Source organism: Paenarthrobacter sp. 10L420, assembly GCF_056395385.1.
In genome coordinates, this window is record NZ_JBFTJK010000006.1 from 23,901 (window position 1) to 48,617 (window position 24,717).

The following is a 24,717-nucleotide window of genomic DNA, read 5'->3' on the forward strand; positions in this document are numbered from 1 at the left end:
TCATTTACGCTGGTGGATCAGTCACCAGGATTCGGATGGAACAAGCGTCCAAAGCAGCTTTTGCAAGCGCAGCAGTTTTGGGTTCCTGTACGTCCAGGAAAGCAAGCTGGCTTCGGCTGGCCAGAGCGCGCATGGAGGGTTGCGCCAGAACCAGGTCCACCAATGCTCTATCCCCGCCGGGTACAAGGTACTCAACACGGTGGCTGGCAAAAATACGCGCGGCATATTCCGCCGCGGAGTCCACCAAGGCGTCCGCCTGGTTGGAGCGGCGCCGGGCATACCGTTGTTGGGATTGGCCACCTGCGGCCGTTCTGGACTGAACGTAGCGGTTACCGCTTTTGGATTCCAGGATCTTGCTGCCGCTCGCCACAGCCACGGCGAATCCGCCCCGACGCACCAGCAAAATACCAAGGCCACGTTCCTGGCCTGCAAGAGCGGCAAGCCGTTCGATGTCAGTGGCGCCGCGGCCTGGACGCCCATCAACCGGCCACGGTGCCTTGAGGAGGGCAGAAGCCCCGTCGGCGGCGCGGAGGAGGATCCCGCCGTCGCTGGTCTCTTCAATGAGTGCGCCATGGCTCTGGGCGAACCGATCCACCCAACCGGACAGCCGTGACGCGGGGACAAGGGCCGTGCGTCTGGAGGCCTTCGGCTGCCGTTGTTGCGGGGCGGATGCGCGGCGGTCCACGTCGATGTCTCCTTTGTTGGAACTATGAGTAGCCTATCCATGTGGAAGATCTCTTTGGTGCCGGTGCAAACAACGACGACGAGTCGGAGGATCTGCCTGCCGCCGGAGGAGCCTCCGACGCCGGATGGATGGCGTCCCAGCGGAGCCCCCTCGCAGTTCGGATGCGGCCCCGGACCCTGGATGACGTGGTGGGCCAACAGCATCTGCTGGGTCACGGTTCCCCGCTTCGGCAGCTCGCCGCCGGTGCAGAAGCTGCGGGGCCGGCCGGGCCGAGCTCCGTCATTCTGTGGGGGCCTCCGGGCACCGGGAAGACCACGCTGGCGCATGTCATTGCCCGCGGGCCGGGGCGGAAGTTCGTGGAACTGTCCGCCATTACTGCTGGTGTGAAAGACGTTCGGCGGGTGATGGATGAGGCTTTGACCGCGCGGGACCTGTACAAGAAGACCACCGTCCTGTTCCTTGATGAAATCCACCGTTTCAACAAGGCGCAGCAGGACGCGCTGTTGCCTGGCGTTGAAAACCGGTGGGTGGTCCTGGTGGCGGCCACCACCGAGAACCCGTCGTTCTCAGTGGTATCGCCACTGCTGTCCCGCTCACTTCTGCTGACGTTGAAGCCGCTGACGGATGACGATGTTGCCGGGCTGCTGCAGCGGGCTGTTGCCGATGCCCGTGGCCTTGCCGGCCGCGTGGAACTCAGCCCTGAGGCTTTGGATCATTTGGTGCGGCTCTCCGGAGGTGACGCCCGAAGGGCCCTGACTGCCTTGGAAGCTGCGGCCGGCGTCGCGTTCGGAGACAAGGATGCCGTCTCAACCGTCGACGAAGGGGACGTCGAAACCGACGGGACCAATGTCACGGACGACGGCGAACCCGGACTTGCCGGCGACGGCGCCCCGGACGCTCCGGTGCTGGTGGAACTCAGGCATACTGAGCGTGCTTTGGACGCCGCTGCTGTCCGTTATGACCGGGCTGGCGACCAGCACTACGACGTCGCCAGTGCGTTCATCAAGTCGATCAGGGGCTCGGACGTTGATGCCTCCCTTCACTACCTGGCGCGGATGCTGGAGGCGGGGGAGGACCCGAGGTTCGTGGCACGGCGCATCGTCATCTCCGCTGCGGAAGATATCGGCATGGCTGATCCCACGGCGTTGCAAACAGCTGTGGCAGCCGCGCAGGCCGTCCAGTTGATAGGGATGCCCGAAGGCCGGATTGTCCTGGCTGAAGCTGTAGTCCACCTTGCCACCGCACCCAAGTCGAATGCGGCATACATGGGCCTGAACAAAGCGGTTGCCGATGTCCGTGCCGGTTTCGGCGGGGGCATCCCCATGCACCTGCGCGATGCGCACTATCCAGGTGCCAAACAATTGGGACATGGCAAGAGCTACAAGTACGCGCACGATGAACCGCATGGAGTGGCAACTCAGCAGTACCCGCCGGATGACCTGGTGGGAAAGGACTACTACGAGCCAACCAACAACGGCGCCGAACGCGATATAGCCGTCAGGCTGGAACGGCTCCGGAAGATCATCCGGGGACAGTAGCGTGGTAGGATAGTTGCTTGTCTGGCATGACCCGACGCACAATCCCTTTGAAGATTCCTTCAATGGAGCTGTGCCGCGGACCAGTAGCAAAAGGCAGCGGTTGGCCGATGCTCTCCCTGATGGAGGCCAGTAACACTGACACACCGCAGTAATTTGGAAGGACACAAGTGGCTAACAACACTCGTGCTCGCCGTACCGCACGCCTTTCGCGTGCACTCGGCATTGCTCTGACCCCCAAGGCCGCCAAGTACATGGAGCGCCGCCCGTACGGCCCCGGTGAGCACGGCCGTGCCCGCAAGAAGCAGGACTCCGACTACGCCGTACGTCTGCGCGAAAAGCAGCGTCTGCGCGCCCAGTACGGCATCCGCGAAGCCCAGATGACCCGTGCCTTCGAAGAAGCACGCCGCACCAAGGGCCTCACCGGTGAAAACCTGGTTGAGCTGCTCGAAATGCGTCTGGACGCCCTGGTACTGCGTGCAGGCTTCGCCCGCACCATCGCACAGGCCCGCCAGCTCGTTGTGCACCGCCACATCATGGTTGACGGCATCCGCGTGGACCGCCCGTCCTTCCGCGTTGGCGAAGGCCAGCTCATCCACGTTCACAGCCGCTCCGAGGTCATGGCTCCGTTCCAGGTCGCAGCTGCTGGTGCCCACGCCCTGAACAACGTGCCGGCATACCTGGACGTCAAGCTCGACGCCCTGCAGGCCCGCCTGGTTCGCCGCCCGAAGCGCTCTGAGGTCCCCGTGATCTGTGAAGAGCAGCTCGTCGTCGAATTCTACGCTCGCTAAATTCAAGCAGCGCTTACAAGGAAGCCCGTGGCACACGCCGCGGGCTTTCTTTTTGTATAAGGTACTGGGGAGGCCTTGGCCGAAGCCGGATTCCGGCCGTGAAGGGCAGCGCAACAATCTAGGAGATGAATTCTATGTCTGGTGGCGACATCGCCGGCCTGATAGCAGCAGGAGTCTTCGCACTCCTGGTCCTGCTGTTGGCCGTGCCTATCTTGAAGCTCGGTGGCGTCTTTGACGAAGTGCGCACCACCATCCGATCCATCAGCGACGGGGCGACGCCCCTCATGGACGAAGTAACCGCAACGGTTTCCACTACCAACCAGCAACTGAAAAAAGTCGACGGCATCGCCTCGAATGTCTCCGACGCATCGGCGAACATTTCCGCTTTGACCTCCCTGGTGGCTGCGACTGTTGGTTCGCCGCTGATCAAGGTTGCAGCTTTCAGTTATGGTGTCCGTTCGGCTTTCGCCGGCCGTCGCGCTCCGTCCTCCGGCCGCCGCAGCCGCTGAACCAATTGGAGACCCGGAACACATGAAAAGAATTGTATGGATGGGCATTGGCGTCGCCATTGGCGTTATCGCCTTCCGCAAAGTCACCCAGGCCCAGGCCAACATCGGCCCCGATGGCCTGAATCGCGCGGTTGGCCGCCTGGCCGATGGCATGTTCGATTTCGCCGACGCTGTACGGTCAGGCATGCATGAACGGGAAGAGGACTTGAGGGCCGCGTTGGGCATTACAAGTACGGATAACAACCCCAACGCCGGCCGGCGCTAGCGAACACGGTTCGCTCCCGCGCCCGCAACAGGGCAGAATGGAAAGCTGCGGAAGGGCAACAGCCGGTTCCGCGCACAACGTGTGCAGTGAATTGAGAAGGGTAAGTAATCAGCTAATGAAGTCGCAGGAGATCACCAAGCGCTGGGTGGACTTTTTTGTCAGCAAGGGCCACACCGCCGTTCCCTCCGCGTCGCTCGTTTCAAGCGACCCGTCACTTCTCTTCACTGTGGCCGGCATGGTCCCATTCATTCCTTATCTGACCGCGCGCGAAGAGCCGCCCTACCAGCGCGCCACCAGCGTCCAGAAGTGCATCCGCACCGGCGACATCGAGGAAGTCGGTAAAACGGCCCGGCACGGCACGTTTTTCCAGATGTGCGGCAACTTCTCCTTTGGTGACTACTTCAAGGAAGATGCCATCAAGTTCGCCTTCGAGCTTCTCACCAAGAGCGTTGACGACGGCGGCTATGGGCTTCCGGCCGAACGCATCTGGGTGACCGTCTATGAAGAAGACGACGAAGCCAAGGAACTGTGGCTCAAGAACACCGCCATCCCGGCTGACCGCATTCAACGCATGGGCAAATCCGACAACTACTGGCACACCGGCCAGCCCGGCCCGGCTGGCCCGTGCTCCGAGATCTACTATGACCGTGGCCCCGCCTACGGTATAGAAGGCGGACCCCTCGCTGACGAGACCCGGTACATCGAAATCTGGAACCTCGTGTTCATGCAGTACCAGATCGAAAATGTCCGTTCCAAGGTGGACTTCGACATCGTAGGCGAACTCCCGAACAAGAACATCGACACCGGCCTGGGCATGGAACGTCTTGCGATGATCCTCCAGGGCGTTGAGAACATGTATGAGACCGATCAGGTCCGTCCTGTCATCGACAAAGCTGCTGAGCTCTCCGGCCGGGAGTACACCTCTGCAGAGTCAGCTGATGACCCACACCACACTGACGACGTCCGCATGCGCGTTGTTGCAGACCACATCCGTTCGGCCCTGATGCTCATTGCCGACGGCGTGGCACCGTCCAACGAAGGCCGCGGCTATGTCCTGCGCCGTCTGATCCGCCGGGCCGTCCGTGCGATGCGCCTGCTCGGTGTTGAGCGGGCCTGCCTGCCGGACCTTCTTCCCGCTTCCCGCGACGCCATGAAGGGTGTCTACCCGGTAGTGGAGACGGACTTCGCACGCATCAGCCGTATCGCCTATGCCGAAGAAAAGGCGTTCCTGCGCACCATTGCTTCTGGTACGGCACGCCTGGAGGATGCAGTGGCCGAATCCAAGGCTGCAGGCGTTCCCTTGTCCGGCGCTGACGCTTTTGCGCTCCATGACACCTATGGATTCCCGATAGACCTCACCTTGGAAATGGCTGAAGAAGCCGGCCTCAAGGTGGACGAAGCAGGCTTCCGCTCGCTGATGCTTGAACAGCGTCAGCGCGCACAGGCAGATGCCAAGGGCAAGAAGGGTGGCCACGCCGACCTCAGCGCCTACCAGGAAATGCTGGGTGAGGGTGAGACCACCTTCACCGGCTATGACGAGCTTGATGGCGAGTCCAAGGTGCGCGGCATCCTCAGCGCCGGTCAGCGGGTGGCACACGCCTCCACGGGCGACGAAATCGAAGTGGTCCTCAATGAGACGCCATTCTACGCAGAAGCCGGTGGACAGTCGGCCGACACCGGCCTGATCACCGGCGACGGATTCGTCGTCGAGGTCCTGGACGTCCAGCGCCCGGTCAAGGGCCTCAGCGTCCATAAGGCAATCGTCCGGGAAGGCGAGATCGCCACCGATGCCCTGGTGCGCGCCGCCGTCGACCGTGAACGGCGTCACGCAGCTGAGCAGGCGCACACTGGTACGCACATTGTGCATGCCGCGCTGCACCAGATCCTGGGCCCGGAAGCTACCCAGCGTGGTTCCTACAACAAGGCCGGCTACCTCCGCTTCGACTTCGCCTGGGGTGAGGGCCTGAGCCCCGCCACGCGATCCGAAATTGAAGAGGTTTCCAACATCGCCATCCGGAACAACTATCGCGTGGACACCAAGGTCATGGGATTGGCCGAAGCCAAGGCGCTGGGCGCCATGGCACTGTTCGGCGAGAACTACGGCAGTGAAGTACGTGTGGTGGAGATCGACGGCGCTTGGTCCCGCGAGCTTTGTGGTGGCACCCACGTGTCCAATACTTCCCTTATTGGCAGCCTTTCCCTGTTGGGTGAGCAGTCCGTCGGTTCGGGAAACCGCCGTGTGGAGGCCTTCGTGGGCTTGGACGCCTTCCGACACTTGGCCGCCGAGCGTGCACTGGTTACGGAACTCACAGAACTGCTGAAGGTTCCCTCCGGCCAGCTCGCGGACCGCATCTCCAGCACCTTGAACAAGTTGAAGGCAACGGAGAAGGAACTCGACCGCCTTCGCAAGGAGCAGTTGGCTGCAGCAGCCGCCAACCTGGTGGGTACCGCCAAGGACGCCGCGGGTGTGCGGGTTGTGGCCCACGATGCCGGCCAGGTAGGTGGAGCAGACGACCTTCGGAACCTTGCCCTGGACCTCCGCAACCGTCTGGGCTCCGAAGCCGCCGCTGTGGCAGTTGCAGGTGTCAGCAATGATCGGCCCGTCATTTTGATTGCCACGAACGAAGCTGCCCGTGAAGCCGGCGTGAAGGCCGGAGCACTGGTCCGTCTTGCTGCAGGCATCCTTGGCGGTGGCGGCGGCGGCAAGGACGATGTCGCTCAAGGTGGCGGCACCGACGCTGGGAAGGTCTCTGAGGCCCTCACAGCGGTGGTGGATGCGATAGCCAAGCGTTAACGGTGAATTCCAGTACGAACAGCGGCGTCTACCCCCACGGCATCAAGCTGGGGGTAGACGTCGGCACCGTCAGGGTTGGGCTGGCCATTTGCGACCCCGACGAAATCCTGGCCACGCCTTTCAAGACAGTGGGCCGTGACGCCAAGAAGAACTCCGATGTTCGTGTGGTGGTTAAACAGGCTGCGGAAATGCGGGCCGTGCAGATTTTCGTGGGCCTTCCAAAGACCATGAAGGGTGAGGAACGAAGCTCGGCGCAGATGGCAACGGAGTACGCCGAACTGCTGGCGGGCGAGCTCGCCCGCGCCGGTTTGGACGTTCCCGTGAACCTCGTAGATGAGCGTCTTTCCACTGTTACGGCGCACCGCAACCTGCACGAAGCTGGCATGAGCAGCAAGAACCACCGTAAAGTGGTTGATCAGGTTGCCGCTGCTGGAATACTTCAGCACGCGATCGACATGCAAAAAGCCAGAGGAACGGACGTTGGCCGCCGCGTAAAAGTACCGGCGCAGTCCAACACGTCCAGCAGTGCCCCAACGCTGCAGGCTTCCTCCGGCCCTGAACCAGATTCTTCTACGAGGGGACTGCAACTGTGAGCCCGGTCAACAACGACCCCTCCAGCGGAACCGCCGGCGGCGGCATGCCGCTGACCCGCAAGGAACTGCGGGCGCGGGAACGATTCCTCGCCACGCAGAACCAGAACGTCGTACCCGTTCCTGAAGCGACCCCGGGGGAAGCAGCGCCTTCGGCGGATGTTGAGCCTGAACTGCCGCGCCCCATTCCCGCGGTTCCCAAGCCAATTGCTGCGCCTGCACCGGTTGCACCTGAACCCGCTACGCCTAAACCGGTTGCGCCTGCACCGGCTGCGCCTGAACCCGTGCAGACAGTCGTAACTCCTCCTGTTCCGGAGGCCTTACCGCCCGTTCCGGAGGCAGCACCGGCAATTGCGACGCCATCTCCCAGTGAGCACGTGGATCCTGCACTTCCGGAAGAGGAGCACCATGATGATGCCCTTCCGGTCCCTGCCGTTGCACACGTCTATGCCGGTCATACCAACGAACACCATTACGGTGTCCACGAAGGCTCAGTCCACGAAGGCTCTGTCCACGTGGACGATCATGCGTTTGCAGAACATGCACCGGACTATGATTACGAAGCCCACGAAGGGCACATGGAGCTTCATGACGAGGTTCATGACGAGCTTCATGACGAGCACCACCACCTCATCGCTCCAGTAGAAGTTACGGCGTCGTCCAAAGCTGCGGCCAAGAAGGCGCGGCGTCGCCGTCGTGTCCTTGCGTTGCTGATTACGCTGGGAGTCTTTGTTGCTGCCATTGCGATCGGGGCGCAATTCCTCAAGCCCCTCCTTGGCATGGACAAAGTCACTGATTACCCCGGTCCCGGGACAGGCTCTGTCAGCATTACGGTGCCGGAAGGCGCCGGCCCCAAGGCGGTGGCAACAGCCCTGGTGGAAAATCACGTCGTGGCAGACGCCGATTCCTTCGTCAAGGAATTCGTCACCGAGGGCGGGGAACTCTCGCCCGGGGAATTCACCTTCCGTACCGAGATGAAAAACTCCGACGCCGTTGCGGTCCTCGTCAACAAGGACGCTTCCAAGGTGATCTACTTCGCCTTGAGTGCAGGCCTGCGGATCACCGAGTCGTTGGAGGCAATCTCCAAGGGCTCGGGTATTCCCATGGCCCAGCTCAATGGCTTCAACCAGGCACCGGGACAATTCGGGGTGCCTGCAAAGGCCAAGAACCTGGAGGGTTTCCTGGCTCCCGGAGAGTATCGCTTCCCACTGGGCACATCGGGTAAGGACATCATCCAGAAGCTGGTCTCCAGCACTCTTGATGAGCTCAAGGCCCAAGGAATTACGGATCCGGCCAAGCAGTACGACACCGTAACCATCGCCAGCATCGTCCAGGCGGAGGGCGGCCAGGCCGACTACGGAAATGTCGCCGGCGCGATTTATAACCGCCTTAAGCCCAACAACACGGAGACCAACGGGCTCATCCAGTCAGACGCCACTGTCACTTATGGTCTGGGCAAGAAGTCCTTCCACCTCACGGACGAAGAGAAGGCTGACAAGTCCAACACCTACAACACCTACGCAAATCCAGGGCTTCCCGCAGGCCCGATTGGTTCCCCGGGCAAGACGGCAATCGATGCAGCGGCTAAACCGACGCAAAACGATTACCTGTATTGGGTGACCATCAACCTGGACACCAAGGAGACCAAGTTCTCCAAGACGCTGGCCGAACACAGCACTTACGTTGAGCAGTACAACGCGTGGTGCCAGGCAAACGCCGGACGGTGCGTGTGAGTCGTCGCGCCGCGGTCCTCGGGCACCCGATCTCACATTCGAAATCCCCGGCGATGCACACCGCTGCCTATGCCAAGCTCGGTGTGGACATCGAATACTCGGCAATCGACCTGACGGTTGACAGGCTTCCGGCGTTCATGGACTCCCTCCGCGGGGACGCATCGTGGTGCGGGCTTTCGGTAACCATGCCCTTGAAATCGGCCATGGTCAGGGAAGTCGATGAGGTTCGTGGTGCTGGCGCCCACCTGGGTGTTATCAACACGGTCGTCTTCGAGAACGACGCCGGATCGGTTCGCCGGATCGGCTACAACACTGATGTCGAAGGCATCGTGGAAGCAGTTCGTTACGCGGGAATCGCTTCGACACCGCATGCTGCTGTTCTTGGCGGTGGAGGTACCTCGGCAGCCGCGATTGCTGCTGTGCGCGAGCTCGGTGCCGATCATGTCGACGTTTTCGTGCGGGACACCGCACGTGCCCTTGACGCGCAAGCCGCCGCTGCCGCCGTCGGGATTTCCCTGCGTCTCCGCCCCCTCACCGAGGCGGCTACGGCCGTTGCTTCCTCCGGGCTGATCATCTCCACCTTTCCACCGCGTGCGGCCGATGCCCTGGCGGAGGAACTCTCTGCCCTGCCGGGAACGGCGGCGGGTGTTTTGCTTGACGTCGCATATGACCCTTGGCCGAGCCGCCTCGCCGAGGTTTGGCACGCACATGGGGGAGCGGTGGTTCCGGGGCTCGAAATGCTGATGTACCAAGCAGCAGAGCAGATCCGGCAGTTCAGTGGCTGTGACGTTGACGCCTCCGTCATAGATGTGATGTGCGACTCAGTTGGGCTTCCCCGGCGAGTGTTCTAGAGGCCTTACATGGCAGGATTGGTTATATGTTGCGTTGGTTGACTGCCGGTGAATCCCATGGTCCGGCTCTGATCGGAATTGTTGAAGGCGTGCCCGCCGGTGTTGAACTCACCAGCGGGCAAATCCGTGATGCTTTGGCGCGTCGTCGCCTGGGCTATGGACGTGGCGCCCGCATGAAGTTTGAGCAGGATGAAGTCACCATCCTCGGTGGCGTACGTCACGGCATCACCCAGGGTGGTCCCGTTGCCATTCAGGTGGGCAACACCGAATGGCCAAAGTGGGAGCAGATCATGTCTGCTGATCCCGTGGACCCTGAAGTCCTTGCCGACCAGGCCCGCAATGCCCCGCTGACGCGCCCACGTCCCGGGCACGCCGATTTCACCGGCATGCAGAAGTACGGCTTTGACGAAGCCCGTCCGGTCCTTGAGCGCGCCAGTGCGCGCGAGACCGCCACCCGTGTTGCGCTCGGTACCGTTGCCGCCCAGTTCCTGAAGCAACTGGGCGTGGAGTTGGTCAGTCACACCGTTTCCATCGCCAGCGTCACCGTACCCGAGGGCAAGGCGTTGCCTCTGCCCAAGGACGTCATCGCCCTTGACGCTGATCCCCTGCGTTGCTTCGACCGCGAAACATCGGATGCAATGGTCGCCGAGGTGGATGCCGCCCACAAGGAAGGCGAAACCCTTGGAGGCGTGGTTGAGGTCCTTGCCTACGGACTTCCCCCTGGATTGGGCAGCTACGTCCACTGGGACCGTCGCCTCGATTCCCGTCTGGCCGCAGCTCTGATGGGTATTCAGGCCATCAAGGGCGTGGAGGTTGGTGACGGCTTCCTCACCGCTGCCCGCCGCGGTTCCGCAGCGCATGACGAAATCCTTAAGGATGAGAACGGTAAAATCATTCGTCAGACCAACCGCGCCGGCGGCATTGAGGGTGGCATGAGCATTGGCGAAGTCCTGCGCGTCCGGGCCGCCATGAAGCCAATTGCCACGGTTCCCCGCGCACTCCGCACCATTGACGTCAGCACCGGCGAGCCAGCCAAGGCGCATCACCAGCGTTCGGACGTCTGTGCAGTTCCAGCAGCGGGCGTAGTAGCAGAGGCGATGGTGGCTCTTGTCCTCGCAGAAGCCATTGCCGAAAAATTCGGCGGTGATTCTGTTGCCGAGACCATGCGTAACCTGCAGAGCTACCTGGACAACATCCCGGCAACCCTGGACTCGGTCGGCCGGTAGTGGGCCGCACGATCCAGGGCGGCTGCGCTGGCCGTCCCGTTGTCCTGGTGGGCCCTATGGCAGTTGGCAAGTCTGCGATCGGCCAGCAACTTGCCCAGCAGCTCGGCGTTCCTTTTGTGGACACGGATGCGGTTGTCGTTGCCGCGCACGGCAGCATCGCGGACATCTTCGCTGGTCGGGGAGAACACGCCTTCCGTGAAATTGAGGCCCGGGCAGTGGCGAAGGCCATCGAGGCCGCCAAACAACAGCCCGCGGTGATTTCGCTCGGTGGCGGAGCCGTTCTGGACTCGGGAACCCAGCAATTGCTGGGGGAGTGCACCGTGGTCTACCTGGAATGCGACGCCTCCACCGTTGCGGACAGGATCGCGCGAAATACTGGAAGGCCCCTGCTGCAGGGCGACGCAATGTCCCGTTGGGAGGCCCTGTTTGCCACCAGGCGTCCTGTATATGAGCGTCTTGCAGACATCGTCCTGGATGTCCGTTCAGGATCCGTGGCTGAAATCGGCCTCCACCTGGAGGAGCGGCTGCGCCAGCATGCAGCCTTGAAAGAGGAAGTTGAAAAGTGAGCAACGAAGCAACTGTCATCAAGGTGACCGGCCAATCAACCGCTGAAAATTACGACGTTGTGGTGGGCCGTGGCCTCCTGCAATCCCTTCCCGCCAAACTTGGCGAGCGGGTTCGACGCGTGCTTGTCATTCACCCACGCGCTCTTCGCCTGACCGGTGACACCGTCCGCGATGAGCTCGAAGCTGCCGGCTTCACCGCACTGACGGCCGAGATCCCGGATGCCGAAGAAGGCAAGCACATACAGGTTGCCGCTTTCTGCTGGCAGGTACTGGGTCAGAACGACTTCACGCGCTCGGACGCCATCGTGGCCGTAGGTGGCGGCGCGGTGACCGACCTCGCTGGATTCGTTGCTGCCACGTGGCTTCGCGGAGTCAAAGTCATCCACATGCCCACCAGCCTGTTGGGCATGGTGGATGCCTCAGTTGGCGGCAAAACAGGTATCAACACCGCCGAAGGCAAGAACCTGGTGGGATCATTCCATCCTCCCGCGGCTGTTCTGGCGGATCTGGACACACTGAAGACCTTGCCCAGGAACGAGCTGATTTCTGGAATGGCAGAGGTCATCAAGTGCGGCTTCATCGCCGATCCCGCGATCCTTGACCTCATTGAAAAGAACACGGACGCAGTGATGGACCCGGAATCGGACGTTGTCCGTGAACTCATCGAGCGTGCCATTGCGGTCAAAGCCAACGTCGTCTCCCAGGACCTCAAGGAATCCGGGCTGCGCGAGATCCTGAATTATGGACATACCCTGGGCCATGCCATTGAACTCGTGGAGCGCTACTCGTGGCGCCATGGCGCGGCCGTGTCGGTAGGCATGATGTTCGCTGCGGAATTGGCCCGGAGCGTTGGACGTCTCTCGGACGCCGACGCCGATCGGCACCGCACCATCCTTGAGAGCCTTGGCCTCCCTATCACCTACCGCAAGGACCGCTGGCAAGGCCTGCTGGACGGAATGCGGCGCGATAAGAAGTCCCGTGGGGACCTCCTGCGCTTTGTTGTCCTGGATGGCGTAGCCAAGCCCGGCATTCTGGACGTCCCGGATACCTCCCTGTTGTTTGCCGCCTACCAGGAGATTGCTTCATGATGACCGCCCTCAGAGAAGGCGTCAGCGACTGGCCAACCGGCGGATTCCCGGGCGTCCGCACGAACCCCGATACTTTGCTGCCCGTCATCGTCAACGAAGACGCACTGGAGTCTGCGTTGGCGGCTTCGGAAGACCCTGCGGACCGGATCATGGCGCTGCTGCTGGAAAACCAGCCCAAGGAAGCGGCGGAACTGCTCGCTGAGGCACGCTACAAGGACCCGGAATCCTTCCGATTGCGGATTTTTGAAGCCGAAGTCCACCGGGCCACCAATCGCCTGGATCGTGCCATCCAACTGTTCCGCCAGCTGCTGCAGGAAGTCCAAGGTACTTCCAAGGAAGCGATCGTCCACCAGTATTTAGGCCGGGCATATTTCGTCAGCGGAAATGCGCTGGCAGCATCCGAGGAGTTCGCCAAGGCACTGGACCTAAGGGTTGCCAAGGCTGCCGATGCCGCACTGATCTACTCCTCTGCGGTGGCCCTCCAGCGGGCCAGGGATGTGCTGGAACTCGCGTCCTGATCCCGGGCGAAACCACCCGTAGGCAAGCCACTGTGCATTTGACGGTAGAATGGTTCTTGGATTTTTGATAAATACGCGCTGGCACGCCTTTTGGCGTGCTGGCTGGCATACCCGGCTGGAAGCTAGAAACCGTAGCTAGAACCAGTGAGAGAAACCAGAGGATACGAGTGGCAACCACAAACGACATCAAGAACGGAACCGTACTGAAGCTCGAGGGCCAGCTCTGGAACATCATTGAGTTCCAGCACGTCAAGCCGGGCAAGGGTGGCGCTTTCGTTCGCACCAAGATGCGCAATGTCATGTCCGGCAAGGTGGTTGACAAGACCTTCAACGCCGGACTGAAGATCGAGACCGCTACGGTTGACCGCCGTGACTACCAGTACCTGTACCAGGATGGCGAAGACTTCGTCTTCATGGACACCCAGGACTACGACCAAATCACCGTTTCCGGTGCCACGGTCGGCGACGCCACAAACTTCATGCTTGAGAACCAGATGGTGAACATCGCCATCCACGAAGGCACGCCGCTGTACATCGAGTTGCCGCCGAGCGTCGTTCTCGAAATCACCTACACCGAGCCCGGCCTCCAGGGCGACCGCTCCTCGGCAGGCACCAAGCCTGCGACCGTGGAAACCGGCTACGAAATCCAGGTTCCGCTGTTCGTGGAGCAGGGTACCAAAGTCAAGGTTGATACCCGCGACGGCAGCTACCTGGGCCGGGTCAACGACTAGTGAGCGCACGCGGTAAAGCCCGTAGCAGGGCACTTGAAGTACTTTTCGAGGCGGAGCAGCGCTCCGTTTCGGCTTTTGACGCGCTCAAGGCGCGTCGGGAGAAGACGGATCTCGTCATCAATCCTTACACGATGGAAATCGTTGAGGGTGTCGTCTCCATGCAGCCAACTATCGATGAGTTCCTGCAGACCTATGCCCAGGGCTGGACACTGGAGCGGATGCCTTCGGTAGACCGCATCATCCTCCGCATTGGCGCTTGGGAACTCCTCTACAACGACGAAGTCCCGGACGGAGTGGCTGTCAGCGAAGCTGTGGCCCTCGCCAAGACGATGTCCACGGACGAATCACCGGCCTTCATCAACGGCTTGCTTGGCCGGCTCCAGAAGCTCAAGCCGTCGCTTCTCGCCTAAGTGCACCGCCGGACCCGCATCCATTCAGGATGCGGGTCCTTCTCTTTAAGCGTGCTCAAGCTCCTAGTTAAGCGTGCTCAAGCTCCTAGTGCAGCACAGCCGCCCGAAGCGCTGGAATCGCACGAAGATGGTCAAGTTCATCCTGCTGATGAACGAGCACATCGCGGCCGCTGAGGATGCGTTGGCGCGTGAACGCCAAGGCCGTGGCACCCTTGATGAATGCGCGCATCTGTGCGGCGCGACCACTGGAGGCCGCCCACCGAAGGGCATGTCGTCTTCCTTGGGATGTTGCCAGCATTTCAACTTCGGCAGGCGTAAACCATCCGGCCCTGGCATATTCGAGGAGCCGCTGGCGCGTGAGTTTGCCTTCGGCAATGCGCAGGAAAATGATGCCGAGGGCCGCGATCAGGAAGATTGGCACCTGCACCACAAAGTAGTCCAGCAGGAAGTCCTGGCCCATGCTGTTCCACCTGTTGTGCAGGAACATGGCCGGCAGGAGGCCGATGACGAAGGCCAGGACTGCATAGCCGGAATGCCACCTCCGGGCGGCGAATCCCATGATGAGGCCGGTTGTTCCCGTGAAAATGGCATGTGCGAAGGGTGACATAACCCCACGCAGGATGAAGATGCGGACAAGGTCCGTGCCGGGCTCCGATGATGACGCGATCTCACGGCCGAAGTAGAGGATGTTCTCCGTGAAGGCGAAGCCGGCGGCGATGGTAAAAGCAAAGACGACACCGTCCACGGGGCCATCGAAGTACTTCCGGGCACCAAGGATGAGAAGCAATAGGCCTAGCGACTTGGTGAATTCCTCCACGATGGGAGCCTGGACCGTGGCCATGAAGTATGTGAATGCTTCTTCGCTGGTGGTAGGGGCTGCCAAGGCGAAGAGGGGCTGGATTAACAGGGTTCCGGCAATCGAAACTGCGGCTCCCCACGTGAAAGCGAACCAGAGCAGCCTTTTCGGTTCCGGCTCCCAACGGTCAATGAGCCGCACGGTCAGCAGCACTACCGACAACGGGATCAGGGAGGCGATGAACCCGATCACGAAGCCGGCGATTCCTGTATTGCCCAGCAGGAACGGAACCACCAGGAGAAGGCTGCCGAGGACTAATATGGCGCCCGCCAGGAGCAGGGGGAGTGTGCCCGGCGACCGGCGTCCCCGGGATGCCGGTGGAGCCGCCCAGGTCTGCTGGGGAAGGTCGCCGGGGTTCCCGGGGGCTGGTTGGTAGTTTCCGGGCTGTACCCGCCCGATCCACGTTGGATTGGCTGCCGGTTCCAGGTAGGGCCGCGGGTAGGGTTGGTGTCCGCCGGGGTGTCCAGGATGGTTGCTGCTCATGGCCTAGAGCCTATTCCACAGCCTTGACTGTGAGCTTTAACTCACCGCCTCGTCCGCCGCCCGGTGAGGCTGCCAGTTTGCGCTGTGGTAGTTTTGGAAGGCAAATATTCCTTTTTTAATTCCGTCCCGTGAGGCGGGGAAAGGGGAGACGAGCGAATGACTGAAGTCACTTCAGCGCAGGTTCCGTCGCGGGTTGTCCTCAACCAAGCGGATATCGATCGTGCGCTGACTCGTATCGCCCATGAGATCCTCGAAGCCAATAAAGGCTCCCAGGACCTTGTTCTCCTGGGCATTCCCAGCCGCGGTTATCCCTTGGCCGTGCGACTCGCCAACAAGATCGCTGCCGCTGACCCCAGTATCAACGCGGAAACGATCGTCGGCCAACTCGACGTCACCATGTTCCGTGACGATCTTTCGCATCAGCCCACCAGGCCACCCCACCACACGCGCTTGCCACTGTCTGGCATCGACAACAAAGTTGTTGTCCTCATCGACGACGTCCTGTATTCCGGCCGCACCATCAGGGCAGCGCTGGATGCCCTGGTGGACCTTGGCCGTCCCAGGATTGTCCGCCTGGCAGTCCTGGTTGACCGGGGTCACCGTGAGCTTCCCATCCGCGCGGACCATGTAGGCAAGAACCTACCAACTTCCTCCGCGGAAAAAGTCCGCGTCCACCTTGAGGAAATCGACTCGGTAGACGGCGTTCCGGTCAACGAAGTAGTAATCGAGGCCGGCAAATGAAGCACCTCCTCTCCACTGAGAACCTCAGCGCTTTCGACGCCATCCGGGTCCTGGACACCGCCGAGGAAATGTCGGCCGTGGGGGACCGCGAGGTCAAGAAGCTCCCCGCACTCCGGGGTCGCACGGTAGTGAACCTCTTCTTCGAGGACTCCACCCGGACCCGGATTTCCTTCGAAGCCGCAGCAAAGCGGCTTTCGGCCGATGTCATCAACTTCGCCGCCAAGGGCTCTTCCGTGTCCAAGGGTGAGTCCCTGAAAGACACTGCGCAGACGCTGGCCGCCATGGGCGCCGATGCGGTTGTCATCCGCCACTGGGCTTCGGGCGCTCCGCACCGGCTTGCTGCCACGGACTGGATCGACGCCGCAGTGATCAACGCAGGCGATGGCACCCACGAACACCCCACGCAGGCGCTGTTGGATGCGTTCACGATGCGGCGCCACTGGTCCCAGCTCAACGGGACGAAGTCCACAGGGGCGGACCTTCGAGGCATGCGTGTGGCGATCGTCGGAGATGTCCTGCATTCACGCGTGGCCCGGTCCAACGTCTGGTTGCTTCGCACGCTCGGTGCCGCGGTCACGTTGGTTGCGCCACCCACACTGCTGCCGATCGGCGTCGAGCACTGGCCTTGCAAGGTCAGCTACAACCTGGACGAAACGCTGGAGGCGGGCGTCGACGCCATGATGATGCTGCGAGTCCAGGGTGAGCGCATGCATGCCTCGTTCTTCCCGTCCACCCGTGAGTACTCACGCCGCTGGGGTTTCGATGACGCCCGGCTTCGGGCACTGGATGACCTTGGCATGAAAGACACCATCATCATGCATCCCGGCCCCATGAACCGTGGCCTGGAAATTTCCTCGGCCGCCGCCGATTCACCCCGCTCAACAGTGCTTGCACAGGTGCGGAACGGTGTTTCAGTGCGCATGGCCGCCCTTTACCTGCTGCTCTCCGGGGATTCCCGCGAAGCAACCGCTGCAACGGCAGCCACCACCCACGCTGTAAGCCAGCCCACCAAGGAGAGCAACTGATGGCCGAGAACACGTACCTGATCCGCGGGGCCGCCATTCTCGGCGGCGAAGTTGAAGACCTGTTGATCCGGGATGGCATCATCGCCGCCCGCGGCAAGGGCCTCTCTGACGAGGCCGCCACAGTGATCGACGGAACGGGCCTGGTTGCCCTCCCCGGCATGGTTGACGTCCACACGCACTTGCGCGAACCGGGCCGCGAGGATGCTGAAACGGTCGAGACCGGCACTCGTGCCGCAGCCCTGGGTGGCTTCACGGCCGTTCACGCCATGGCCAACAGCAACCCCGTTGCTGACACGGCGGGCGTCGTCGAGCAGGTCCACAGCCTCGGCCGGGCATCCGGTTGGGTGGACGTGCGTCCCGTTGGCGCTGTCACGGTGGGCCTGGCCGGTGAGCAACTTGCGGAGCTCGGTGCGATGGCGGATTCCCGCGCCCAGGTGCGGATGTTCTCCGACGACGGCATTTGTGTGCACGATCCCGTGCTGATGCGCCGAGCGTTGGAGTACGTCAAAGCGTTCGACGGCGTGGTGGCCCAGCACGCGCAGGAACCCCGCCTTACCGCCGGGGCACAGATGAATGAAGGCGCCGTCTCGGCGGTGCTGGGTCTTGCGGGTTGGCCGGCCGTGGCAGAGGAAAGCATCATTGCCCGCGACGTCCTGCTCACGCAGCATGTGGGTTCCCGCCTCCACGTTTGCCATGTCTCCACCGCTGGATCTGTCGAAATTGTCCGCTGGGCCAAGGCCCGCGGGATCAACGTCACGGCCGAGGTCACGCCCCACCACCTGCTCCTCACCGACGAACTGGTCCGCAGCTACGATCCCGTGTACAAGGTCAACCCGCCGCTGCGTACGGATGCGGACGTCCAGGCGCTCCGTGAAGGCCTGGCTGACGGCACGATCGATGTTGTCGGCACGGACCACGCCCCGCACCCCAGCGAGCACAAGGAATGCGAATGGGCCCAGGCGGCCATGGGCATGACTGGCCTGGAAACGGCATTGTCTGTTGTCCAGGAGACGATGATCGAAACCGGACTCATGACGTGGGCCGACTTCGCCAGGGTCACCTCTTTCACGCCGGCAGTTATCGGCCGCGTGGCGGACCAGGGCCGCCCGTTGGAGGAAGGCGAGCCCGCCAACGTCATCCTGGTGGACCCGGCTGCGCGTTGGACGGTCGACCCCCATAAGATGGCCACCATGGGCCGCAATTCACCGTTCAAGGGCAAAGAGCTGCCCGGATCCGTGGTGGCAACCTTCTTCAAGGGCCACCCAACGGTTCTCAACGGCAAGCTCAACACCCCGTACCGGTACGCCGGAAACTACCCAACCCCGGATGCCGCCGGGGCAGTCAGCGGTAGCTGATGAGCAACCAGACACTCACCGTGCTCATCACGGTGCCGTTGATCATCGTCGTCCTGATGATGATCTGGCTGGGGTGGCGGAACAGGCTCAGGCGACAAGCCGACGTCGAACGCCTCCCCGAGGTGCCGCAGCAGCTGACACCGGCCACGGTAGTAGCGGAGGGCCAGTACGTTGCCACTACCACGGCAGGTGACTGGCTGGACCGGATCGCAGTGCAAGGCCTCGGACTCCGCACCAATGCGGAACTGAGCATCCATACTGAAGGCATCTTGTTCGACCGCTCGGGCGCCGCCCCGGTGTTCATCCCGCGCGCCGCAGTGGCTGACAGCCGCCAAGCAGCCGGCATGGCCGGGAAGTTCGTGGAAAAAGACGGACTCCTGGTCGTCAGCTGGAAGCTGGGCGGCAAGGAACTGGATACCGGATTCCGGACCAGGCATGCAGCCGACAAAGAGCTCCTCCTCGAAGCCATTCAAGAATTGATCTCCGCAGCCCCTCAGGCAGATGCCGATAGTGGAAAGTAATAAAGTGACGGACAGTAAAGCAGCCACCACACCCACCCCCTCCGCAGCAGTACTGGTGCTGGAAGACGGCCGCATGTTCCGCGGCCGCAGCTACGGCGCCCAGGGAACGGCCCTCGGTGAGGCCGTCTTCGCCACCGGAATGACCGGCTACCAGGAGACCATCACCGATCCCTCATATGCCCGCCAGCTCGTGGTGCAGACAGCACCCCACATCGGCAACACGGGCGTCAACAGCGAAGACGCTGAGTCCCGCCGCATCTGGGTGGCAGGGTACATTGTGCGCGACGCTGCCCGCCGCCCCTCCAACTGGCGTTCGGAAGGCAGTCTCGATGATGAACTCGTGGAGCAAGGCATCGTGGGCATCCAGGGCGTCGACACCCGTGCCATCACCCGGCACCTCCGCGAGCACAAGACCATGCGCGCAGGCATCTTCTCGGGCGAGGCCGCCCAGGCATCGGACAAGGAGCTCCTGAACGCCGTGCTGGCAAGCGCCCCCATGGAAGGCGCGGCGCTGGCTGAAGAGGTGTCCATTGATGAGGCGTACGTCGTGGAACCCAAGGACCACGGCTGGGATGGCGAGCCCAGGTTCTCCATCGCCGCCGTCGACCTCGGCATCAAGGCAATGACCCCGGTCCGCTTCGCGGAGCGCGGCGTGCGTGTGCATGTCCTGCCGGCGACGTCCACCCTGGAGGAGGTCAACGCGGTCAATCCGGACGGCTTCTTCATGTCCAACGGGCCCGGTGACCCTGCCACCGCAGACCACCAGGTCTCACTCCTGCGTTCGGTGCTGGACGAGAAACTGCCCTACTTCGGCATCTGCTTCGGCAATCAGATCCTGGGCCGTGCCCTCGGCTTTGGAACCTACAAGCTCCGCTACGGCCACCGCGGCATCAACCAGCCGGTGATGGACCGCCGCACGGGCAAGGTTGAAATCACCTCGCAGAACCACGGCTTCGCCGTCGACGCGCCGCTGAACGGTGCCACGGTCGCCCCCGAGGAGCGTTACGGCCGCGTGGAAGTCAGCCACGTCTCCTTGAATGACGACGTCGTTGAAGGCCTTGCCTGCCTGGACATCCCGGCGTTCTCGGTCCAGTACCACCCTGAAGCTGCGGCTGGCCCGCACGATGCTGCGTACCTCTTCGACCGCTTTATCGACCTCATGGCCGAAACCAAATCGGCCACCGCCGGCGCCGCCAACTCCACCGAATCCAAGACTGAGGACAAGAAGTAATGCCCAAGCGTACAGATCTCAAGAGCGTCCTTGTCATCGGTTCCGGCCCCATCGTCATCGGCCAGGCAGCCGAGTTCGACTACTCCGGTACCCAGGCTCTCCGCGTCCTCAAGGAGGAAGGCCTCCGCGTCATCCTCGTGAACTCCAACCCGGCCACGATCATGACGGACCCCGAGTTCGCCGACGCCACCTACGTCGAGCCCATCACGCCCGAGGTTGTTGAGAAGATCATCGCCAAGGAACGTCCGGACGCTATCCTGCCCACCTTGGGTGGCCAGACGGCTCTGAACACTGCCATCGCGTTGGACAAGAACGGTGTGCTGGAGAAGTACAACGTGGAACTCATTGGCGCAAACATTGCTGCCATTGAGCTCGGAGAAGACCGCGAGAAGTTCAAGGGCGTCGTTGAGCGTTGTGGCGCCGAGTCGGCCCGCAGCCACATCATTCACAGTATGGACGAAGCCTTCGCTGCGGCCGAAGACCTCGGCTACCCCATGGTGGTCCGCCCGTCCTTCACCATGGGTGGCTTGGGCTCAGGCTTGGCTTACAACGAGGACGACCTCCGCCGCATCGTCGGCCAGGGGCTCCAGTACAGCCCCACCACCGAGGTCCTGCTCGAAGAGAGCATTCTCGGCTGGAAGGAATACGAGCTTGAGATGATGCGCGACAAGAACGACAACGTCGTTGTTGTTTGCTCCATCGAAAACTTCGATCCCGTAGGCGTCCACACCGGTGACTCCATCACGGTTGCTCCGGCGCTGACCCTCACCGACCGCGAGTACCAAAAGCTTCGGGACGTCTCCATCGCTGTTATCCGCGAAGTCGGCGTGGACACCGGTGGCTGCAACATCCAGTTCGCCATCGACCCCGCTACGGGACGCGTAGTGGTTATCGAGATGAACCCCCGCGTATCCCGTTCCTCCGCGCTGGCTTCCAAGGCAACCGGCTTCGCCATTGCCAAGATCGCCACAAAGCTCTCCCTTGGTTACACCCTGGACGAGATCCCGAATGACATCACCCAGAAGACGCCGGCATCGTTTGAACCGACGTTGGACTACGTTGTGGTCAAGGTGCCGCGCTTCGCCTTTGAGAAGTTCCCGGCAGCCGACAACACGCTGACCACCACCATGAAGTCCGTTGGCGAAGCCATGGCCATGGGCCGCAACTTCACCGAAGCCCTGCAGAAAGCCCTTCGTTCACTGGAGCAGAAGGGCTCGCAGCTGGACTTCAGCTCCGTGCCGGAGTACGAGGTTGCCGAGCTCATCGAGAAGGCCAAGCGCCCCACGACGGACCGCCTGCACCAGGTGCAGCGCGCACTCCTGGGTGGCGCCACGGTGGAAGACCTCTTCGAAGCCACCAAGATCGATCCCTGGTTCCTGGACCAGCTGCAGCTCCTCAACGAAACCGCGCAGGAGATCCGCAAGGCTGGCGTGCTCACCGAGGAAATGCTGCGCAACGCCAAACGCCATGGTTTCTCCGACGAGCAGATCGGTGCCTTGACGCACAACAATGAGGCAGTGGTCCGCGGCGTCCGCCAGGCCTTGGGTATCCGTCCGGTCTACAAGACGGTGGACACCTGTGCCGCTGAGTTTGCCGCTTACACCCCGTACCACTACTCGTCCTACGACGAGGAAGATGAGGTAGGCCTGCACGCCAAGCCCTCCGTCATCATCCTTGGTTCAGGGCCCAACCGCATTGGCCAGGGCATCGAGTTCGACTACTCCTGCGTCCACGCCTCCATGGCGCTGCGCAAGGCCGGCTACGAGACCGTCATGGTCAACTGCAACCCCGAGACCGTCTCCACCGACTACGACGTTTCCACGCGCCTTTACTTCGAGCCGCTGACCCTTGAGGACGTCCTCGAGGTCATCGCCGCTGAAGAGCGCACCGGTGGCGTCATGGGCGTCTTCGTCCAGCTCGGTGGCCAGACGCCCCTGAAGCTTGCACAGCAGCTTGCCGACGCCGGTGTGCCGATCCTGGGCACCTCTCCTGAGGCGATTGACCTCGCAGAGCACCGTGGCGCCTTCGCCCGTGTCCTGGACGAGGCGGGCCTGACCTCCCCGAAGAACGGGACCGCCGTTTCCTTCGAGGATGCCAAGAAGATCGCTGACGAGATCGGTTATCCCGTGCTTGTTCGTCCGTCCTATGTCCTGGGTGGCCGCGGGATGGAGATCGTCTACGATGAGGCAAACCTCTCCCGCTACATCGCCAACGCCACGGAAATCACCACGGACCACCCGGTGCTGATTGACCGCTTCCTGGAAGACGCGGTCGAAATCGATGTCGATGCCCTCTTCGACGGCACCGACATGTACCTCGGCGGCATCATGGAACACATCGAGGAGGCCGGTATCCACTCCGGAGACTCGGCCTGTGTCCTTCCTCCGATCACACTTGGCAACAACGTGATCGAGCGCGTGCGCACTGCAACGCGGGCCATCGCTGAGGGCGTGGGCGTCCGTGGCCTTATCAACATCCAGTTCGCGCTGGCCTCCGACGTCCTGTACGTCCTTGAAGCGAACCCGCGTGCTTCGCGTACGGTACCGTTCGTTTCCAAGGCCACTGGCGTTCAGATGGCCAAGGCTGCCGCACTGATCGGTACCGGTGTCACCATCAACCAGCTCCGCAGCGCCTACAAGATGCTGCCGGAAACCGGTGACGGTTCCACCTTGCCCCTGGACGCTCCGGTCGCCGTCAAGGAAGCTGTCCTGCCGTTCAGCCGCTTCCGTACTCCGGAGGGCAAGGTTGTCGACTCCCTGCTCGGGCCGGAAATGCGGTCCACGGGCGAAGTCATGGGTATCGACAAGCACTTCGATACCGCATTCGCCAAGAGCCAGGCCGCCGCAAACAACGCGCTGCCCACCGAAGGCAAGATCTTCGTTTCGGTAGCCAACCGCGACAAGCGCTCGGTGATCATGGGCGTCAAGCGCCTCTCGGACCTTGGCTTCGAGATCGTCTCCACGGGTGGCACGGCTGACGTCCTGCGCCGCAACGGCATCCAGGCGACTCCGGTCCGCAAGGTGGCCGAGGGCAGCAGCGCCGAAGGTGAAGGCACTATCGCAGACCTCGTCATTGCCGGCGAGATCGACATGGTGTTCAACACTCCGTCCGGTGGGGAAGCCCGCAGCGATGGCTACGAGCTCCGGGCAGCGGCTACCTCCATCGGCATTCCCTGCATCACCACTGTGGCTGAGTTCAACGCAGCCGTGCAGGCAATTGAGGCACTTCGCACCTACGAGTGGTCGGTCACCAGCCTGCAGGAGCACGCAGCCAACCTGAGCGCATCACAGGCCGCCGTCAATGCCTGACTCTGTTGTTGGGCACGAGGCCCAGGACGCGCAGCAGCCGGGCCGGGAGTCATTTGGCTCCCGGCTGGCCGCCGCAATGGCCAGCCGCGGTCCGCTGTGCGTCGGAATCGATCCTCATCCCCAGCTTCTGGCTGACTGGGGACTGAACGACGACGTCGCCGGGCTGGAGCGCTTCTCGCTCAGCGTTGTGGAGGCCGTGGCTTCCCTCGCTGCCGCGGTGAAGCCGCAAGTGGCATTGTACGAACGCCACGGCTCGGCGGGCATGGCTGTCCTGGAGCGGACGTTGGCCGCAGCTGCCGAGGCGGATGTGCTGAGCATCGCCGACGCCAAGCGCGGTGATATCGGGTCCACCATGGCTGCCTACGCAGATGCATGGCTGCGTGACGGTTCAGCCCTGGCCGCAGATTCAGTGACCTTGAGTCCCTACTTGGGCTTCGAATCCCTGCGTCCGGCACTGGACCTTGCTGCGCAAAATGGCAGGGGAGTGTTTGTGCTCGCATTGACATCCAATCCGGAGGGAAAGTCTGTCCAGCACGTTGGCGGAAGCAATTCCGTCGCCCGCGGGATAGTCACTGCTGCCGCAGCCGAGAACAAGCGCTACGCGGGCGTCCTGGGTTCAGTGGGACTTGTTGTGGGCGCCACCATCGGTTCTGCACTCGAAGATCTGGACATCGACCTCGGCCCGGTCCGCGGAGCAATCCTGGCGCCTGGCCTGGGTGCGCAGGGTGCTACGCCCGCGGATCTCCGCTCCACGTTCGGCGTCGCCTATCCCACAGTGCTGGCTACGTCGAGCCGGGGCATCCTTGCCGCCGGTCCAACGAAGGCTGCCTTGCGGGCGGTTACCCAGGAAACACTCGACGGGCTACGGGCGGAATGATTCACTGACGCCTCATTGCGCAACCTGC

23 protein-coding genes are annotated in these 24,717 nt (G+C 62.3%); 21 read left to right on the forward strand and 2 right to left on the reverse strand.

Annotation, left to right across the window (positions count from 1 at the left end):
• Positions 1 to 4: 4 nt before the first annotated feature.
• Entirely contained in the window at positions 5 to 685 is a 681-nt protein-coding gene (locus tag AC1DD5_RS10970; protein ID WP_477521456.1) for an acVLRF1 family peptidyl-tRNA hydrolase, read from the reverse strand.
• Between the two features lie 41 nt (positions 686 to 726).
• Here AC1DD5_RS10970 and AC1DD5_RS10975 point away from each other — a divergent pair, with 41 nt between their 5' ends.
• The 14 genes from AC1DD5_RS10975 (at position 727) to nusB (ending at position 14,292) form a co-directional block, all read left to right on the forward strand.
• Entirely contained in the window at positions 727 to 2,223 is a 1,497-nt protein-coding gene (locus AC1DD5_RS10975) for a replication-associated recombination protein A (RefSeq protein ID WP_477521457.1), read from the forward strand.
• Between the two features lie 167 nt (positions 2,224 to 2,390).
• Positions 2,391 to 3,011, forward strand: coding sequence for a 30S ribosomal protein S4 (gene rpsD, locus AC1DD5_RS10980; protein WP_216925553.1), 621 nt, complete (start codon positions 2,391 to 2,393; stop codon positions 3,009 to 3,011).
• Positions 3,012 to 3,145: 134 nt separating this feature from the next.
• Positions 3,146 to 3,520: a DUF948 domain-containing protein gene (locus AC1DD5_RS10985; protein ID WP_442017867.1), complete on the forward strand. Its 375-nt coding sequence runs from the start codon at positions 3,146 to 3,148 to the stop codon at positions 3,518 to 3,520.
• Between the two features lie 22 nt (positions 3,521 to 3,542).
• Entirely contained in the window at positions 3,543 to 3,785 is a 243-nt protein-coding gene (locus AC1DD5_RS10990; protein ID WP_442017734.1) for a DUF6167 family protein, read from the forward strand.
• Between the two features lie 115 nt (positions 3,786 to 3,900).
• Positions 3,901 to 6,579 carry an alanine--tRNA ligase gene (gene alaS / locus AC1DD5_RS10995; RefSeq protein ID WP_477521458.1) on the forward strand — a complete coding sequence of 893 codons (2,679 nt, stop codon included), beginning with the start codon at positions 3,901 to 3,903 and terminating at the stop codon, positions 6,577 to 6,579.
• A 2-nt stretch (positions 6,580 to 6,581) separates the two neighbouring features.
• Positions 6,582 to 7,172: a Holliday junction resolvase RuvX gene (gene ruvX, locus AC1DD5_RS11000; RefSeq protein WP_477521459.1), complete on the forward strand. Its 591-nt coding sequence runs from the start codon at positions 6,582 to 6,584 to the stop codon at positions 7,170 to 7,172.
• A complete protein-coding gene (gene mltG / locus AC1DD5_RS11005; protein ID WP_477521460.1) occupies positions 7,169 to 8,902 on the forward strand; it encodes an endolytic transglycosylase MltG in 1,734 nt (577 codons plus the stop codon). The genes ruvX and mltG overlap by 4 nt, the downstream gene beginning before the upstream one ends.
• Positions 8,899 to 9,753: a shikimate dehydrogenase gene (locus AC1DD5_RS11010; RefSeq protein WP_442017738.1), complete on the forward strand. Its 855-nt coding sequence runs from the start codon at positions 8,899 to 8,901 to the stop codon at positions 9,751 to 9,753. Before mltG ends, AC1DD5_RS11010 begins: the two co-directional genes overlap by 4 nt.
• Positions 9,754 to 9,779: 26 nt before the next feature.
• Positions 9,780 to 10,979: a chorismate synthase gene (gene aroC, locus AC1DD5_RS11015; RefSeq protein ID WP_442005705.1), complete on the forward strand. Its 1,200-nt coding sequence runs from the start codon at positions 9,780 to 9,782 to the stop codon at positions 10,977 to 10,979.
• A gap of 11 nt (positions 10,980 to 10,990) precedes the next feature.
• Positions 10,991 to 11,545: a shikimate kinase gene (locus tag AC1DD5_RS11020; protein WP_442005731.1), complete on the forward strand. Its 555-nt coding sequence runs from the start codon at positions 10,991 to 10,993 to the stop codon at positions 11,543 to 11,545.
• Positions 11,542 to 12,633: a 3-dehydroquinate synthase gene (aroB, locus tag AC1DD5_RS11025; protein ID WP_477521461.1), complete on the forward strand. Its 1,092-nt coding sequence runs from the start codon at positions 11,542 to 11,544 to the stop codon at positions 12,631 to 12,633. The genes AC1DD5_RS11020 and aroB overlap by 4 nt, the downstream gene beginning before the upstream one ends.
• Positions 12,630 to 13,151, forward strand: a complete 522-nt coding sequence (locus AC1DD5_RS11030; RefSeq protein ID WP_442005703.1) for a tetratricopeptide repeat protein — start codon at positions 12,630 to 12,632, stop codon at positions 13,149 to 13,151. The genes aroB and AC1DD5_RS11030 overlap by 4 nt, the downstream gene beginning before the upstream one ends.
• A gap of 167 nt (positions 13,152 to 13,318) precedes the next feature.
• Positions 13,319 to 13,882 carry an elongation factor P gene (gene efp / locus AC1DD5_RS11035; RefSeq protein ID WP_011774957.1) on the forward strand — a complete coding sequence of 188 codons (564 nt, stop codon included), beginning with the start codon at positions 13,319 to 13,321 and terminating at the stop codon, positions 13,880 to 13,882.
• Complete coding sequence (nusB, locus tag AC1DD5_RS11040) at positions 13,882 to 14,292, forward strand: transcription antitermination factor NusB (protein WP_216925562.1); 411 nt, start codon at positions 13,882 to 13,884, stop codon at positions 14,290 to 14,292. Before efp ends, nusB begins: the two co-directional genes overlap by 1 nt.
• An 85-nt stretch (positions 14,293 to 14,377) precedes the next feature.
• Here the strand turns inward: nusB and AC1DD5_RS11045 are convergent, their stop codons facing one another.
• On the reverse strand, positions 14,378 to 15,631 hold the full coding sequence (locus AC1DD5_RS11045; protein ID WP_477521462.1) for a PrsW family intramembrane metalloprotease: 1,254 nt from the start codon (positions 15,629 to 15,631) through the stop codon (positions 14,378 to 14,380).
• A gap of 156 nt (positions 15,632 to 15,787) precedes the next feature.
• Between AC1DD5_RS11045 and pyrR the strand changes: the two genes are divergently transcribed.
• The 7 genes from pyrR to pyrF are packed head-to-tail and all read left to right on the forward strand — an operon-like array spanning position 15,788 to position 24,689.
• A complete protein-coding gene (gene pyrR, locus AC1DD5_RS11050) occupies positions 15,788 to 16,372 on the forward strand; it encodes a bifunctional pyr operon transcriptional regulator/uracil phosphoribosyltransferase PyrR (protein WP_477521463.1) in 585 nt (194 codons plus the stop codon).
• Entirely contained in the window at positions 16,369 to 17,397 is a 1,029-nt protein-coding gene (locus AC1DD5_RS11055) for an aspartate carbamoyltransferase catalytic subunit (protein ID WP_477521464.1), read from the forward strand. The genes pyrR and AC1DD5_RS11055 overlap by 4 nt, the downstream gene beginning before the upstream one ends.
• The gene (locus AC1DD5_RS11060) at positions 17,397 to 18,752 is read left to right on the forward strand and encodes a dihydroorotase (protein WP_477521465.1); all 1,356 of its coding nucleotides are present in this window, start codon (positions 17,397 to 17,399) and stop codon (positions 18,750 to 18,752) included. The genes AC1DD5_RS11055 and AC1DD5_RS11060 overlap by 1 nt, the downstream gene beginning before the upstream one ends.
• Positions 18,752 to 19,273 (forward strand): PH-like domain-containing protein, encoded by a 522-nt coding sequence (locus AC1DD5_RS11065; RefSeq protein WP_442017744.1) that lies wholly within the window; start codon positions 18,752 to 18,754, stop codon positions 19,271 to 19,273. Before AC1DD5_RS11060 ends, AC1DD5_RS11065 begins: the two co-directional genes overlap by 1 nt.
• Positions 19,254 to 20,504 carry a glutamine-hydrolyzing carbamoyl-phosphate synthase small subunit gene (gene carA, locus AC1DD5_RS11070; RefSeq protein ID WP_477521466.1) on the forward strand — a complete coding sequence of 417 codons (1,251 nt, stop codon included), beginning with the start codon at positions 19,254 to 19,256 and terminating at the stop codon, positions 20,502 to 20,504. The genes AC1DD5_RS11065 and carA overlap by 20 nt, the downstream gene beginning before the upstream one ends.
• Positions 20,504 to 23,812, forward strand: a complete 3,309-nt coding sequence (gene carB, locus AC1DD5_RS11075) for a carbamoyl-phosphate synthase large subunit (protein WP_477519448.1) — start codon at positions 20,504 to 20,506, stop codon at positions 23,810 to 23,812. The genes carA and carB overlap by 1 nt, the downstream gene beginning before the upstream one ends.
• Positions 23,805 to 24,689, forward strand: a complete 885-nt coding sequence (gene pyrF / locus AC1DD5_RS11080) for an orotidine-5'-phosphate decarboxylase (protein ID WP_477521467.1) — start codon at positions 23,805 to 23,807, stop codon at positions 24,687 to 24,689. Before carB ends, pyrF begins: the two co-directional genes overlap by 8 nt.
• Positions 24,690 to 24,717 lie beyond the last annotated feature (28 nt).

Excerpts from the sequence above, each read along its gene's own strand:
- AC1DD5_RS10985 (WP_442017867.1), top strand. The coding sequence starts at position 3,146 with ATGTCTGGTGGCGACATCGCCGGCCTGATAGCAGCAGGAGTCTTCGCA.
- AC1DD5_RS10990 (WP_442017734.1), top strand. The coding sequence starts at position 3,543 with ATGAAAAGAATTGTATGGATGGGCATTGGCGTCGCCATTGGCGTTATC.
- alaS (WP_477521458.1), top strand. The coding sequence starts at position 3,901 with ATGAAGTCGCAGGAGATCACCAAGCGCTGGGTGGACTTTTTTGTCAGC.
- aroC (WP_442005705.1), top strand. The coding sequence starts at position 9,780 with ATGTTGCGTTGGTTGACTGCCGGTGAATCCCATGGTCCGGCTCTGATC.
- AC1DD5_RS11030 (WP_442005703.1), top strand. The coding sequence starts at position 12,630 with ATGATGACCGCCCTCAGAGAAGGCGTCAGCGACTGGCCAACCGGCGGA.
- AC1DD5_RS11045 (WP_477521462.1), bottom strand. The coding sequence starts at position 15,631 with ATGAGCAGCAACCATCCTGGACACCCCGGCGGACACCAACCCTACCCG.
- pyrR (WP_477521463.1), top strand. The coding sequence starts at position 15,788 with ATGACTGAAGTCACTTCAGCGCAGGTTCCGTCGCGGGTTGTCCTCAAC.
- AC1DD5_RS11055 (WP_477521464.1), top strand. The coding sequence starts at position 16,369 with ATGAAGCACCTCCTCTCCACTGAGAACCTCAGCGCTTTCGACGCCATC.
- AC1DD5_RS11060 (WP_477521465.1), top strand. The coding sequence starts at position 17,397 with ATGGCCGAGAACACGTACCTGATCCGCGGGGCCGCCATTCTCGGCGGC.
- AC1DD5_RS11065 (WP_442017744.1), top strand. The coding sequence starts at position 18,752 with ATGAGCAACCAGACACTCACCGTGCTCATCACGGTGCCGTTGATCATC.
- carA (WP_477521466.1), top strand. The coding sequence starts at position 19,254 with ATGCCGATAGTGGAAAGTAATAAAGTGACGGACAGTAAAGCAGCCACC.
- carB (WP_477519448.1), top strand. The coding sequence starts at position 20,504 with ATGCCCAAGCGTACAGATCTCAAGAGCGTCCTTGTCATCGGTTCCGGC.
- pyrF (WP_477521467.1), top strand. The coding sequence starts at position 23,805 with ATGCCTGACTCTGTTGTTGGGCACGAGGCCCAGGACGCGCAGCAGCCG.